Raw genomic sequence first — 14,148 nt, forward strand, 5'->3', positions numbered from 1 at the left:
GATAAAGGTCACAAAAAAGCCATCCCGAAGGATGGCTTAAGAGAAGAGGGAATCAATTACCCGCGCTGACGAACAGCTTCAAACAGGCAAATTCCCGTCGCGACTGAGACGTTAAGCGATGAAACGCTCCCAGCCATTGGGATGCTGATCAGTTCATCGCAGTGTTCACGGGTCAGGCGACGCATACCTTCACCCTCTGCGCCCATTACCAGCGCCAGACGTCCGGTCATTTTGCTCTGATACAACGTATGGTCAGCTTCGCCTGCGGTACCAACGATCCAGATGTTCTCTTCTTGCAACATACGCATGGTGCGCGCCAGGTTGGTCACGCGGATCAGCGGTACGCTTTCTGCCGCGCCACAGGCAACTTTTTTCGCCGTCGCATTCAATTGTGCAGAACGATCTTTCGGCACGATAACCGCATGCACACCGGCAGCGTCTGCGCTACGCAGGCATGCGCCCAGGTTATGCGGATCGGTGACGCCATCGAGGATCAAAAAGAACGGCTGATCGAGCGTAGCAATCAGATCCGGGAGATCGTTTTCCTGATACTGACGACCCGGCTTCACGCGCGCAATAATCCCCTGATGAACCGCACCCTCACTTTTCTCATCCAGGAACTGGCGGTTAGCTAACTGGATGACAACACCCTGTGCTTCCAGTGCATGGATCAGCGGCAGCAGACGTTTATCTTCACGACCTTTGAGAATAAAGACGTCCTGAAAGCGCTCAGGCGCACGCTCCAACAGAGCCTGCACCGCATGGATGCCGTAAATCATTTCACTCATGAATGTACTCGTTAATAGTTTAGGTGTAACGCCGGGCGACACGCTGGCCACCCGGCTTACGGTTTATGGCTTATTCCGTGACTTTCTTTTTCGCCGCGCGTTTGGCTTTGGTGGCGGCAGCGATTTTAAGCGTTTTCGCCGATGGCTTTTTCGCTTTTTTGTCGCCTTTTTTCTCAGCCGCATTCTTATCCGCCTGAGGTTTGGCTCTGCCTTTTTTCTCACCGCGGAAAGCACTGTCCGGCTCGAAATTCACCTTTTTGCCCATCTGACGACGTTTACCGGTATTCTTACCTGCATCGCCTTTTTTGGCTTTTTCGCGCGCGGTTTTACCCTCGTTGCGCGGCGCTCGTTCGCTGGAAAGCAGGCTAAAGTCGATTTTGCGCTCGTCCATATTGACGGCTTCCACACGGACTTCCACACGATCGCCAAGACGATACATCTGACCGCTGGATTCGCCAGTCAGGCGTTGCCCTACCTGGTCAAAACGATAGTAATCGTTATCCAGCGAGGAGACATGCACCAGACCGTCGATAAACAGCTCATCAAGACGAACAAAGAAGCCAAAACCCGTCACGCTGGCAATAACGCCCTTAAAGACATTACCGACCTGATCCAGCATAAAGTCGCACTTCAGCCAGTCGGAAACATCGCGCGTGGCTTCGTCAGCACGGCGCTCTGCCATCGAACAGTGCTGGCCCAGTTGCAGCATCTCTTCCATCGAATAATGGTAGCCACCCGTTTCCGTGGTGTTACCTTTATGACCCTGCTCCTGCGCCAACAGATACTTGATTGCACGGTGCAACGAGAGGTCCGGGTATCGACGGATCGGCGAGGTAAAGTGTGCATAAGATTGCAGCGCCAGACCAAAGTGACCGCGGTTTTCCGGATCGTAAATCGCCTGCTTCATCGAACGCAGCAGCATAGTTTGCAGCATTTCTGCGTCAGGTCGATCAGCAATCGACTCCAGCAGTTCGGCATAATCACGCGGCTCTGGTTTGTTACCACCAGGCAGCTCCAGCCCCAGCTCGGCCAGTACCGAGCGGAAAGAGTTAATCGCTTCGGTCGTTGGCTTATCGTGAATACGGAACAGCGCAGGCTCTTTGGCTTTCTCAACGAATCGCGCCGCTGAGATATTCGCCATGATCATGCACTCTTCAATCAGTTTGTGCGCGTCATTACGCTGCGTCTGCTCAATACGCTCAATACGGCGTTCAGCATTGAAGATAAACTTCGCCTCTTCACTCTCAAACGAGATACCGCCGCGCTCTTCCCGCGCTTTATCTAGTACTTTGTAGAGGTTATGCAGCTCTTCAATGTGTTTAACCAGCGGCGCGTACTGTTCGCGCAGCTCCTGGTCGCCCTGCAGCATGTGCCAGACTTTGGTGTAAGTCAGGCGCGCATGGGAGCTCATTACCGCTTCGTAGAATTTAAAGCCGGTTAAGCGACCTTTCGACGAAATGGTCATTTCACAGACCATACACAGCCTGTCCACCTGCGGGTTGAGCGAACACAATCCGTTTGACAGCACTTCCGGCAGCATTGGAACAACCTGCGATGGGAAGTACACGGATGTACCGCGGCTACGGGCTTCCTGGTCCAGCGGGGTCGGTGGGCGAACGTAATAACTTACGTCAGCAATCGCCACCCATAAACGCCAGCCGCCGCCACGCTTTTTCTCGCAGTAAACGGCATCGTCAAAGTCACGCGCATCTTCACCATCGATAGTAACCAGCGGTAAATCGCGCAAATCAACACGCCCGACTTTCGCCTCTTCCGGCACTTCTTCTTTCAGCCCGGCGACCTGTTTCTCTACTGCCTGCGGCCAGATATAGGGAATTTCATGAGTACGCAGAGCCATATCAACGGCCATGCTGGTGCCCATATTATCGCCCAGCACTTCGACAATTTTACCCACCGCTTTGGTACGGCGAGTCGGGCGCTGGGTGAGTTCAACCACCACCACAAAGCCCATACGGGCACCCATCACCTCTTCAGGCGGGATCAGGATGTCAAAACTCAGTCGGCTATCGTCCGGTACGACAAATCCCACACCCGCGTCAGTAAAGTAGCGACCAACAATCTGGCTGGTTTTCGGTACCAGCACGCGCACGATACGTGCTTCGCGGCGACCTTTACGATCTGCACCCAGCGGTTGTGCCAGTACCTGATCGCCATGAATGCAGGTTTTCATCTGCTCGCTGGACAGGTACAAATCATCTTTGCGTCCTTCGACGCGCAAGAAACCGTAGCCATCACGATGGCCAATAACGGTGCCTTTTAGCAGGTCAAGACGCTCCGGCAGCGCGTAGCACTGACGACGGGTAAAGACCAGTTGCCCGTCACGCTCCATCGCGCGCAGGCGGCGACGCAGCGCTTCCAGCTGCTCTTCACCTTCAATGTTGAGTTCAGCGGCCAGCTCATCGCGGTTGGCCGGTTTTTCACGTTTAGTTAAATGTTCGAGGATAAATTCCCGGCTCGGGATAGGGTTCGCGTATTTTTCAGCTTCGCGTTCCTGGAAAGGATCTTGTGACATCGAGGTTCCTCCATTGTCAGCTCTGATGAAGATTTTCGTCACTCCACCAGCAATAATTTATAAAGCGGTTGATTCTCTTCAACCAAATCAGCAAGTGTGTAGTTGTCCAGTTCCGTGAGAAAACTTTGCACTGCCTTAGAAAGCGCCTGCTTGAGTCGGCAGGCAGGGGTAATGTGGCAAAACTCGCTGCTACAGTTAACCAGCGATAAGGGTTCCAGCTCGCGAACCACATCACCAATTCCAATAGCCTTAGCCGGTTTGCCCAGGCGGATGCCGCCATTTTTTCCACGAATAGCAGTAACGAAGCCCGCCCGGCTAAGTTGATTGATTATTTTGACCATATGATTACGGGACACGCCGTAGACTTCTGTCACCTCAGAAATACTGGTCATACGTCCTTCGGGTAGCGACGCCATGTAGATTAGCGCACGTAATCCGTAATCGGTGAAACTTGTTAACTGCACATCAACCTCAGGAAAAGGGATAAAACGGATAAGCCTGGTAGTATTATTTATATTGATGATAAACCAGCCACCAGCCAGGTCGCTAATTTATTTCAGTTCGGGAAGGAAAAAAGCGAGGAACCTACGTGATTTTAAGCCGGATTCTGATGCAAAGCGCCTCACCCGGCCTAAATTAGTGCAAGCGCAGCGCCATTTGACGCTACGCTGTAACCAGAATTATGCGTCGAACGGGTCGCGCAGGATCATGGTTTCAGTACGGTCTGGGCCAGTTGAGATAATATCAATCGGCACACCGGTCAGTTCTTCAATACGCTTGATGTAGTTCAGTGCTGCCTGCGGCAGACCGCTACGATCCTTCACACCAAAGGTGGATTCAGACCAGCCAGGCATGGTTTCGTAAATCGGCTCAATACCTTTCCAGTCATCTGCTGCCAGCGGAGTAGTCGTGACTTCACGGCCATCCGGCATACGGTAAGCAACACAGATTTTAACCTCTTTCAAACCGTCCAGGACGTCCAGTTTGGTCAGGCAGAAGCCAGACAGGGAGTTAATCTGTACTGCACGACGTACAGCCACGGAGTCCAGCCAACCTGTACGACGACGACGACCCGTCGTTGCGCCATACTCGTTACCTTGTTTGCACAGGAACTCGCCGACATCATCAAACAATTCAGTCGGGAACGGACCTGCACCTACACGGGTGGAGTATGCTTTGATGATACCCAGAACGTAGTCCACATAACGCGGGCCCAGGCCGGAGCCGGTCGCCACGCCACCAGCAGTGGTGTTGGAAGACGTTACGTACGGATAGGTACCGTGGTCGATATCCAGCAGGGTACCCTGCGCACCTTCAAACATGACAAAATCGCCACGCTTACGCGCCTGGTCCAGCAGATCGGAAACATCAACAACCATAGACGTCAGGATGTCGGCAATCGCCATCACATCATCCAGCACTTTCTGGTAGTCAACTGCTTCAACTTTGTAGAAATTCACCAACTGGAAGTTGTGATATTCCATCACTTCTTTCAGTTTTTCAGCGAAAGTTGCTTTATCAAACAGATCGCCAACGCGCAGACCGCGACGAGCCACTTTATCTTCATAAGCCGGGCCGATACCACGACCGGTGGTACCGATCGCTTTCTCACCGCGCGCTTTCTCACGAGCGTTATCCAACGCAACATGATAATCAAGGATCAGCGGACACGCTTCAGACAGCAGCAGGCGCTCACGAACCGGGATACCACGATCTTCCAGCCCTTTCATCTCTTTCATCAGCGCGGATGGAGACAGTACAACACCGTTACCGATGATGCTGGTTACATTCTCGCGAAGAATACCTGATGGAATAAGATGGAGGACGGTTTTTTCACCGTTGATTACGAGAGTATGGCCTGCGTTGTGACCGCCCTGGTAGCGTACAACATATTTAGCCCGTTCAGTCAGAAGATCGACGATCTTCCCTTTACCTTCGTCACCCCATTGGGTGCCCAGTACGACGACGTTGTTACCCATTTTTCAAAATCACCGTTTGCTTAAAAATGGATTCTACCACCGCTTTTTCAGATATACAGCACTTTTTGCATCCAAAAATCTGCAAATTAGTCTACTTATTGATCAGCCAATCGTTTTCCTCAACATGTAGTAGACGACCACGCCCGCGACCACAAGACCTCCACCAAAACGACGCAAAATATTTTCAGGAAGTTGTGCCATCGCCGAGATCATTTTCTTCCAGGCGCGGGGATACAGCATAGGACCCAAGCCTTCCAGCACCAAAACCAGCGCGAGCGCCAGCACAATTGTTGAGTTCATCCGTCGTCCTTATATAAAAAGAAAACCACCGCATCCCTGGGGATGCCGGTGGTTTTGCTGGTCTAAAACCGCTGGCGCTATTTTAGCGTGTTGCGCTATTCGGCGTCTTCATGTAGCGGAAGAAATCGCTGTCCGGGCTCATGACCATGACATCCTGGTTTCCTTCGAAGCTCTTCTCGTAAGCGCGCAGGCTACGGATGAAGGCGTAGAAATCAGGATCCTGACTGAACGCATCGGCAAACAATTTAGCGGCTTCTGCATCGCCTTCACCGCGCATAATGCGGCCCTGACGCTCAGATTCTGCCAGCGTTTTAGTGACTTCATAGTCCGCTGTTGCACGCAGTTTTTCCGCTTCTTCCTGACCCTGTGAACGATGGCGACGCGCTACCGCTTCACGCTCAGCGCGCATACGGTTGTAAATAGCCTCGGACACTTCAGCTGGCAGGTTGATTTGCTTGATACGCACATCGACCACTTCGATACCCAGTGCCGCCATACTGTTCGGGTTGATGACCGGGACTTTACCGTTCGTTTCAGCCTGCACACGTTCAGCCGCTTCGGCAATCGCGCTATCCGCCGCCGGAGTCGCGACTTCATCTTCTGTGCCAGCAGAACCGGAGTTCAGCGCGTCACGGACTTCCAGGGTCAAACGACCGCGGGAATCGGTAACGATATCTTTCACGTCCAGACGACCGATTTCAGAACGCAGACGGTCAGAGAACTTACGTTTCAACAGCACTTCTGCCTGAGAAACATCGCCACCGCCCGTTGCCAGGTAGTAGCGGCTAAAGTCACTGATGCGCCACTTGATGTAAGAGTCAACGATCAGGTCTTTCTTCTCTTTGGTCACAAAGCGATCGGCCTGGTTGTCCATGGTCTGAATACGCGCATCCAGCATCTTCACGGATTCAATAAACGGAATCTTGAAGTGCAGGCCTGGTGCAACGACCAGCGGCTTGTTGTCATCGTCACGCAGAACTTTACCAAAGCGCAGGGTAATACCGCGCTCGCCTTCTTTGACCACAAAGACAGACATGAACAGAACTACCAGAACGATGATGATAATCGCAATAACTGACTTACGCATCGTTATTCCCCCTGACGCTGGTAGTCGTTACGCTGCGCGTTCGCGCGGCGTTGGTCCATAATATCGCCCTGACTGGTGGACGAGGTGTTGCTTGCTCCAGTGCTGGAAGACGTTACCGGTGGCAGACGCAGCAGATTTGAACTGCTGTCGCTCTTCGCTGCTGGCGCATTACCGCCTTTCAGCATCTGATCCAACGGCAGAACCATCAGATTGCTGCCCTTATCGTTAACCAGGACTTTACGAGTATGGCTCAGCACTTTTTCCATGGTTTCGATATACAGACGCTCGCGAGTAATCTGCGGTGCGGCTTTATATTCCGGCAGAATTTTTGCGAAACGAGCCACTTCACCCTGTGCTTCCAGGATGGTCTGGGTCTTATACGCACGCGCTTCTTCCAGAATACGCTGCGCCTGACCGTTTGCACGTGGCTGAACTTCGTTGGTATACGCTTCTGCTTCACGGATGTACTGCTGCTCGTTTTCACGCGCTGCGATAGCATCATCAAACGCCGCTTTTACCTCTTCCGGCGGACGTGCTGCCTGGAAGTTGACGTCCAGCAGGGTGATACCCATGTTGTACGGACGAATGGTTTCTTCCAGTTCACGTTGGGTATCGCTACGAATAACGGTACGCCCTTCGGTCAGGATTCGATCCATGGTGTATTTACCGATGACCCCACGCAGGGCGCTGTCGGTTGCCTGACGCAGACTGTCATCCGCGCTGGTTACGCTAAACAGGTAACGTTGCGGATCGGTCACACGGTACTGCACGTTCATTTCAACGCGCACGACGTTTTCGTCTGATGTCAGCATCACGCCGGATGCGGCAAGTTCACGCACAGCTTCAACGTTGACCGGAGTCACTTCATCGATAAAGGTCGGTTTCCAGTTCAGACCCGGCTCAACCAGATGGCTGAATTTACCGAAGCGTGTCACCACGCCACGTTCCGCTTCTTTAATGGTGTAGAAACCGCTAGCCGCCCAGATAATGACGATAGCTGCCGCTGCGATAGTAAAGACTCGGCCGCCCAGTTGCGGACGCGGGCCTTGTGATGAACTACCACCACCAGAGCCCGTACCTTTACCACCACCCAAACCACCGAGTTTTTTACTCAGTTTGCGGAAGATATCATCCAGATCGGGAGGTCCCTGATCGCGACCACCTTTGTTTCCATTTCCCTCTGGGTTGCCGCCAGGTTTGCTGCTTCCCCAGGGGTCGCGGTCTTGTCCGTTATTACCGGGCTGATTCCACGCCATTTTTGTGCTCCATATTTGTTATGCGATGCTATACCTGCGTTTTTTGCGCTGCAGATGCGTTGGCTACGTCTTTCAACCCCAGTCACATAGTTGACTATGCGCCTGGAGATTTCAGGACTTGCCGCCTTTCTGCCGCATAAAATCCACGAGGAATAGAGGCGAAAAAATCTTCAGGCCATATCCGTCAGGTCAGACAACATAGTCTTCCAGTGCCGGTTCTTGTTTACAGAGGCGACGCCAGTCTACGATCGGCATACGTACTTGCAAACCTACGCTACCGTCTTCCTCCATCCACTCTTTTTCTATTGCCTGAAGTTGGTAAAACCGGCTTCTCAGACGCCCTTCCTGCGGCGGCAGACGCAACGTATGCTGCGCCACCTCACCGGAAAGTCGCTCTGTCAAAGCCTGAAAAAGCTGTGGTATGCCAATTCCCGTTTGCGCTGAGACCCACACGCGAATGGGTTTATTCTCTTCATCTCTGTCGATACGCGGTTCAAAATCATCCAGCATATCGATCTTATTCATTACCAGCAGCGTCGGGATTTCATGTGCATCGATCTCTTCAAGAACCGTGTCGACGGCCTCGATGTTTTCCTGCACACGAAAATCTGCCGCATCAATAACGTGCAACAGCAAGGTCGCCTGACGTGTCTCCTGCAAAGTGGCCTTAAACGCCGCCACCAGGTCGTGCGGCAAATGACGGATAAACCCTACGGTATCCGCCAGCACGGTTTCACCGACATCCGCAACGTCTATGCGGCGCAGCGTTGGGTCCAGGGTCGCAAACAGCTGGTCCGCTGCGTAGACCCGGGCTTCAGTTATCTGGTTGAACAGGGTGGATTTTCCGGCGTTGGTATATCCCACCAGTGATACGGTTGGGACATCCGCTTTCTTGCGCGACTGCCGCCCCTGCTCACGTTGCTTTTCAACTTTTTCCAGGCGCGACTGTATTTGCAAAATGCGATTACGCAGCAAACGACGGTCAGTTTCGAGCTGGGTTTCACCCGGACCACGCAAACCAATCCCGCCTTTTTGCCTTTCAAGGTGAGTCCAGCCACGGACCAGGCGTGTAGCCATATGGCGCAACTGCGCCAGCTCAACCTGCAACTTACCCTCATGGGTCCGCGCACGCTGGGCAAAAATATCTAAAATGAGACCAGTCCTGTCGATAACAAGACACTGGCATAACTGTTCCAGGTTACGTTCCTGGGCAGGGCTTAGCGCATGATCAAAAATCACCACCGCAGCGCCAGTCGCTTTTACGGCTTCGGCAATTTCGATTGCCTTACCTTCACCAACAAAATACTTCGGGTGCGGTGCTTTACGGCTCCCGGTAATCACCTGCATTGCTTCGACACCGGCGGAAGAAACCAGAGATTCAAACTCCTGGAGGTCTTCCATATCTTTGTCTTGCGAAAAATAGATGTGTACCAGTACCGCCTGCTCACCGGCATCATAACGGTCAAACAAGCGTCAACCCCTTAATATGTATCAACGGGGAACGCAGGATCTCTGGCTCCCCGTGTGTAAAACAGCCTAAAACCTTATTCGGTTTCTTCGCTGTCCTGTTGCGCTGATGAACCCTGCGCGTTGCTACCATGATGGTAGTTGCTGCCAGTGCCGCCGGTGGCATTGTTACTGTGATGAGAAACCGGGCGAGACGGGACAACCGTAGAAATCGCGTGCTTATAAACCATCTGGCTGACCGTGTTTTTCAACAGGATCACGAACTGATCAAAAGACTCGATTTGACCTTGCAGCTTAATACCATTCACCAAATAAATAGAAACTGGAACACGTTCCCGACGCAGTGCGTTCAGGAACGGATCTTGTAAAGATTGCCCCTTAGCCATTCTCTCTTTTCCTTATATGCTTATTTGTACTTAATACGCTTCATCCTTCAGGTTGCCTCTACGTTAGCGACGTTCGTTCACCCCTGTCACTTACCTGAGTAAGCTCCTGGAGATTCACTCTCTTGCTGCCTTGATGCAACTTGAATGACTTTGCGTATTGAACCTTATGGTTCTGAAAAATTGCGCACGATACGTTTCAATTGTACACATTCAGTTCGCGATAGCACCAACAACCTGTAATACTTCGTTTCGCGCCTGGTCAGGCTTTTCACTGTCAAGCCAGTGCACCCCTTCCCAACCACGCAACCAGGTTATCTGCCGCTTCGCTAACTGCCTCGTGGCGCAAACACCTCTATAAACCATTTCATCGTATGAAATTTCGCCTTCAATGTATGACCACATCTGGCGATACCCTACACAACGAATGGAAGGCAAATCCGTATGCAAATCTCCTCGGGCAAAAAGCGCCCGGACTTCTGCTTCAAAACCTGAAGCTAACATCTGATGAAAACGCTGCTCAATTCGCTGATGGAGCAATTCACGACTCGCCGGAGCGATCGCAAACTGGTGCACCTCATACGGCAAAGCATCTCCTGACGTTTGCGTCAGCTCCGTTAAAGTTTTACCCGAAATGAAAAAAACTTCCAGTGCCCGGGAAAGTCTTTGCGGATCATTTGGATGAATCCGCGCTGCAGCTACCGGGTCAATCTCCTGAAGCTGTCGGTGTAACGCGTCCCATCCAAGCTCTGCCGCCTGCTGCTCGATTCTGGCCCTGCCCTCCGGATCTGCCGACGGTAACGGTGACAACCCTTCAAGCAACGCTTTGAAATATAACATTGTGCCACCCACTAACAGCGGGATACGCCCCGCTGCGGTGATATCGGCCATCTCGGCTAGCGCATCGCGACGAAAATCTGCTGCAGAATACGCTTGCGCCGGATCACGAATATCCAGCAATCGGTGCGGTGCGGCCTGCAATTCATCAGCATCAGGCTTCGCGGTGCCAATATCCATCCCCTTGTAAATAAGGGCGGAATCAACGCTTATCAACTCTACGGGCAAAACTTTACGCAATTCAATTGCTAATGCCGTTTTACCGGAGGCCGTCGGCCCCATTAAAAAAATCGCCTTTGGCAGGCTCGCCTTACAGGTATCACTCATGTTTCAGGGCGTTCATTACCGAATGTAAATCAACAGGTTGTAACAGACCACCCGGCGGCGCCTTCACGAGTTGTGGGCATAGCCGCTCAACATCCGCCAACAGCGTAATCGCCTGGGCCATACTCCACTGCGGATGCTCGCTCATCAGGTTACGTGCAATCCACTGCGCAATGTTGCCCGCTTCGAATACGGTTTGCTGCGCCAGGTAGCCTATCAGTTCAGGAATCAAGATTTGTAAATTTTGTTGGCGTAAGGGTAAAGGCACCGCTCGGATGGTCACATGCTGCGCATCCAGCTGAAATTCAATCCCCAAATCAGCCAGTTGGCTTTGTCCTTTTTGCAACGCGGCTTTTTCATCAGCGGTGACTTTTAGACGCAATGGGATCAGCAGCGGCTGAGCGCAAACAGGGCCCTGCCCAGGCGTAAGCTGCGCCTGACGCAACCACCGTTCCGCAACAGGTAACGCCAGCAGCCGAATCTGGCCATCGCTTTCCAGTAATGCACAGTCGGTCCCTACGATAGTCAGCACCCGCCCAAACCCCTGACTGTTACCGGTAAGTGGCACCGCCGGTGTTTCAGCGACCGGTGGTTTGTGCATCGGAGCCGGTGTCTGCAGCAGGCGCTGATAAATTTCGCCCTGCTGCTTTTGATAGCCAGGCTGGGCGTGCGGCCAACTGGCGCTTGCCTGCCCCTGGCGACCACTTCCGCTACCGGAAGTGGCAGAATAACGGGGAGTAGCAGGTTCACGCGCTGGCGCAGGTTCGGCGAAATGGTTACGCCCTGCCGCCACGCGGTTTTCCGGGAGATGTCTCGGGGCGAGTTCATCGTCCTCAGCCAACGGCAGCGAGGTTTCCAACTGCTGTTGCAGGACGCTTAACACGCCCTGATAAATAAAGTCATGCACCAGACGAGACTGGTGAAAGCGTACCTCGTGTTTGGCTGGATGCACGTTGACATCCACCTGATGCGGGTCGATTTCCAGATACAGTACAAATGCGGGTTGCTGATCGGCGCCTAGCTTATCTTCACAGGCCTGGCGAATGGCATGGTTGATCAGTCTATCGCGCATCATCCGGCCATTCACATAGCAATACTGGATTTCCGCCAGCGCCGCCGTCGTGTGGTTCGGATCGGCCACCCAGCCGCGCAGCGTCAAATCGCCATGCTGCCATTCAATCGCCAGAGCCTGCTCCAGAAACGGCGTCCCGCAGATAGCACCCAGTCGGCGCTCTTTTTGTCCATCCGCCGCGACAGCACGATACTGGCGCACCATTTTGCCGTTGTGCGACAGATTAATCGTCACATCGAAACGCGCCAACGCAATGCGGCGGATAATTTCGTCGATGTGGTTAAATTCCGTTTTCTCCGTGCGCATAAACTTGCGTCGGGCTGGCGTATTGTAAAACAGATCCAGCACTTCCAGCGTAGTACCCACCGGATGCGCAGCGGGTTTAACCGTCACATCCATGTCACGCCCTTCGGCATAGGCCTGCCAGGCTTCGGGTTGTTCTTGCGTACGCGATGTCAGGGTTAAACGTGAAACCGAGCTGATACTCGCCAGTGCCTCGCCACGAAATCCAAGGCTAACAATCGCTTCGAGATCGTCAAGCGAGGCAATTTTACTGGTGGCATGACGCGCCAGCGCCAGCGCCAGCTCGTCTTTTTTAATCCCACAGCCGTTGTCACGAATACGGATAAGCTTCGCCCCGCCGCGCTCGATATCAATATCAATACGCGTCGCGCCGGCGTCAATGCTGTTTTCTACCAGCTCTTTCACCACTGACGCAGGCCGTTCTACCACCTCGCCTGCGGCAATCTGGTTCGCCAGCTGTGGCGGTAGAACCTGAATCGGCATGGCTAATCCTTAGTTTGTTAACGTACTGCCAGGCGATACGGCGCTGGCAGTTTGCGCCGGTGCGCCCTGTGGGCCGGTTTGCATCGGATGCGCCTGGAAATAGTTACGCAGTCCTTTGTAAATCGCCTCGGCCAACTGCTGCTGGTAATCATCGCTTGCCAACAGCCGTTCTTCGCTGTTATTGCTGATAAAACCGGTTTCGACCAGGACTGACGGGATATCCGGCGAGCGTAATACGCCAAGGCTGGCGTGTTCCGGGCGGCGTTTATGCATCGAACCAATACGTTCTAACTGACCGATCATGCTGGTCGCCACATCATACCCGACGCGCTGCGAATGACCGAACTGCAGGTCCAGTACGGCCTGACTGAGATAGGGGTCAGACTGGCTGTTAGCCAGCACATCACCCGCGCCGCCCAGCAGTTCCGACTGTTTCTCGTGCTGCTCAAGCCAACCGGCCATTTCACTGTTGGCACGACGGTTTGACAGCACCCATACGGAAGCGCCAGTCGCATCGCGGTTTGGTGCGGCATCCGCATGAATAGAGACCAGGAAGTTGGCATTTTGTTTACGCGCAACATCAGAACGGCCCATCACCGAGATAAAGTAATCGCCGTCACGGGTGAGAACCCCCTTAAACATCGGATCATCATTCAGCAAGCCGCGCAGTTTGCGCGCAACAGCGATAGTGACGTTTTTCTCGCGTGTACCACCAGGGCCGATCGCCCCTGGGTCCTGCCCGCCGTGTCCGGCATCGATAGCAATAACAACTTTATCGCCGTTGCTGACGCGAGCCTGAGCTGCTGGTCTCGTGGCCGTATTGCTGCTGGTCACCGCGGTGGTGCGATCATTTTCTGCTTTAAACGGATTACGTGCTGGCTCAACGGGACGCGGAGCCACAACCGGTGCCTCGACACGCTTGACCACCACAGGTGGCGGCGGTGGCGGCGCATCCGCTTTAATCGTAAACACAACGGTGTAATTGCCACCGTTTTGTCGTTTTACGGCTTCTGCTTTTCCGTTTTCGGTTAAATCGACGACCAGCCGCAGAGACTGGGCATCATTTGGCGTACCCGAACGGATCGCCTTCACCAGATTATTGCCGCTGAACAGCAGTGGTAATCCCTGAATCACACCGGTTTGTTTAATATCCAGCGTGACCGTTCGTTTCCCCTCCTGTGACACAGCGTATTCCGGCTCACCGATAAAGCTCAGCGTAATCCGCGCCTGTTGATCGCCATTGGACACCTGAAGATCGGAGAGGCTGGCGGCCCCGGCCTGCGCGCACAGCAGGACCAGGGTTGCCATCAGCCAGTTTCTGATGCGATAAATCATC

12 protein-coding genes are annotated in these 14,148 nt (G+C 53.3%); all 12 read right to left on the reverse strand.

The features are described 5' to 3' along the window. Nucleotides 1–56: 56 nt before the first annotated feature. The 12 genes from rlmB to amiB all read right to left on the reverse strand — a co-directional run bounded on the left by rlmB (nucleotide 57) and on the right by amiB (nucleotide 14,147). Nucleotides 57–788 carry a 23S rRNA (guanosine(2251)-2'-O)-methyltransferase RlmB gene (gene rlmB / locus RYZ59_RS15035; protein WP_003830482.1) on the reverse strand — a complete coding sequence of 244 codons (732 nt, stop codon included), beginning with the start codon at nucleotides 786–788 and terminating at the stop codon, nucleotides 57–59. Nucleotides 789–858: 70 nt separating this feature from the next. Beyond that, nucleotides 859–3,321, reverse strand: coding sequence for a ribonuclease R (rnr, locus tag RYZ59_RS15040; RefSeq protein WP_318049138.1), 2,463 nt, complete (start codon nucleotides 3,319–3,321; stop codon nucleotides 859–861). A 38-nt stretch (nucleotides 3,322–3,359) separates the two neighbouring features. Further along, entirely contained in the window at nucleotides 3,360–3,785 is a 426-nt protein-coding gene (nsrR, locus tag RYZ59_RS15045; protein WP_005134424.1) for a nitric oxide-sensing transcriptional repressor NsrR, read from the reverse strand. A 216-nt stretch (nucleotides 3,786–4,001) separates the two neighbouring features. Further along, entirely contained in the window at nucleotides 4,002–5,300 is a 1,299-nt protein-coding gene (gene purA, locus RYZ59_RS15050; RefSeq protein ID WP_048212891.1) for an adenylosuccinate synthase, read from the reverse strand. Nucleotides 5,301–5,402: 102 nt separating this feature from the next. Then, entirely contained in the window at nucleotides 5,403–5,600 is a 198-nt protein-coding gene (locus tag RYZ59_RS15055) for a DUF2065 domain-containing protein (protein WP_202039811.1), read from the reverse strand. An 82-nt stretch (nucleotides 5,601–5,682) separates the two neighbouring features. After that, nucleotides 5,683–6,687 carry a protease modulator HflC gene (gene hflC / locus RYZ59_RS15060; RefSeq protein WP_005122169.1) on the reverse strand — a complete coding sequence of 335 codons (1,005 nt, stop codon included), beginning with the start codon at nucleotides 6,685–6,687 and terminating at the stop codon, nucleotides 5,683–5,685. Between the two features lie 2 nt (nucleotides 6,688–6,689). Then, nucleotides 6,690–7,943 (reverse strand): FtsH protease activity modulator HflK, encoded by a 1,254-nt coding sequence (gene hflK, locus RYZ59_RS15065; protein WP_048212892.1) that lies wholly within the window; start codon nucleotides 7,941–7,943, stop codon nucleotides 6,690–6,692. Between the two features lie 189 nt (nucleotides 7,944–8,132). Next, the gene (hflX, locus tag RYZ59_RS15070; RefSeq protein WP_003025589.1) at nucleotides 8,133–9,413 is read right to left on the reverse strand and encodes a ribosome rescue GTPase HflX; all 1,281 of its coding nucleotides are present in this window, start codon (nucleotides 9,411–9,413) and stop codon (nucleotides 8,133–8,135) included. A 74-nt stretch (nucleotides 9,414–9,487) separates the two neighbouring features. After that, nucleotides 9,488–9,796 carry an RNA chaperone Hfq gene (gene hfq, locus RYZ59_RS15075; RefSeq protein WP_003025584.1) on the reverse strand — a complete coding sequence of 103 codons (309 nt, stop codon included), beginning with the start codon at nucleotides 9,794–9,796 and terminating at the stop codon, nucleotides 9,488–9,490. 210 nt (nucleotides 9,797–10,006) lie between these two features. Beyond that, on the reverse strand, nucleotides 10,007–10,957 hold the full coding sequence (gene miaA, locus RYZ59_RS15080; RefSeq protein WP_318049148.1) for a tRNA (adenosine(37)-N6)-dimethylallyltransferase MiaA: 951 nt from the start codon (nucleotides 10,955–10,957) through the stop codon (nucleotides 10,007–10,009). Further along, on the reverse strand, nucleotides 10,950–12,812 hold the full coding sequence (mutL, locus tag RYZ59_RS15085; protein WP_318049151.1) for a DNA mismatch repair endonuclease MutL: 1,863 nt from the start codon (nucleotides 12,810–12,812) through the stop codon (nucleotides 10,950–10,952). Before mutL ends, miaA begins: the two co-directional genes overlap by 8 nt. Before the next feature lie 9 nt (nucleotides 12,813–12,821). After that, a complete protein-coding gene (amiB, locus tag RYZ59_RS15090; RefSeq protein ID WP_271456351.1) occupies nucleotides 12,822–14,147 on the reverse strand; it encodes an N-acetylmuramoyl-L-alanine amidase AmiB in 1,326 nt (441 codons plus the stop codon). Between the last annotated feature and the right edge of the window lies 1 nt (nucleotide 14,148).

Origin of the sequence: Citrobacter sp. HN-141 (genome assembly GCF_033341895.1) — a bacterium.
Lineage (GTDB): Bacteria > Pseudomonadota > Gammaproteobacteria > Enterobacterales > Enterobacteriaceae > Citrobacter.

What these genes read in the sequence shown, in the direction of transcription:
- rlmB (WP_003830482.1), bottom strand. Translation starts at nt 788, where the DNA reads ATGAGTGAAATGATTTACGGCATCCATGCGGTGCAGGCTCTGTTGGAG.
- rnr (WP_318049138.1), bottom strand. Translation starts at nt 3,321, where the DNA reads ATGTCACAAGATCCTTTCCAGGAACGCGAAGCTGAAAAATACGCGAAC.
- purA (WP_048212891.1), bottom strand. Translation starts at nt 5,300, where the DNA reads ATGGGTAACAACGTCGTCGTACTGGGCACCCAATGGGGTGACGAAGGT.
- RYZ59_RS15055 (WP_202039811.1), bottom strand. Translation starts at nt 5,600, where the DNA reads ATGAACTCAACAATTGTGCTGGCGCTCGCGCTGGTTTTGGTGCTGGAA.
- hflC (WP_005122169.1), bottom strand. Translation starts at nt 6,687, where the DNA reads ATGCGTAAGTCAGTTATTGCGATTATCATCATCGTTCTGGTAGTTCTG.
- hflK (WP_048212892.1), bottom strand. Translation starts at nt 7,943, where the DNA reads ATGGCGTGGAATCAGCCCGGTAATAACGGACAAGACCGCGACCCCTGG.
- hfq (WP_003025584.1), bottom strand. Translation starts at nt 9,796, where the DNA reads ATGGCTAAGGGGCAATCTTTACAAGATCCGTTCCTGAACGCACTGCGT.
- miaA (WP_318049148.1), bottom strand. Translation starts at nt 10,957, where the DNA reads ATGAGTGATACCTGTAAGGCGAGCCTGCCAAAGGCGATTTTTTTAATG.
- mutL (WP_318049151.1), bottom strand. Translation starts at nt 12,812, where the DNA reads ATGCCGATTCAGGTTCTACCGCCACAGCTGGCGAACCAGATTGCCGCA.
- amiB (WP_271456351.1), bottom strand. Translation starts at nt 14,147, where the DNA reads ATGATTTATCGCATCAGAAACTGGCTGATGGCAACCCTGGTCCTGCTG.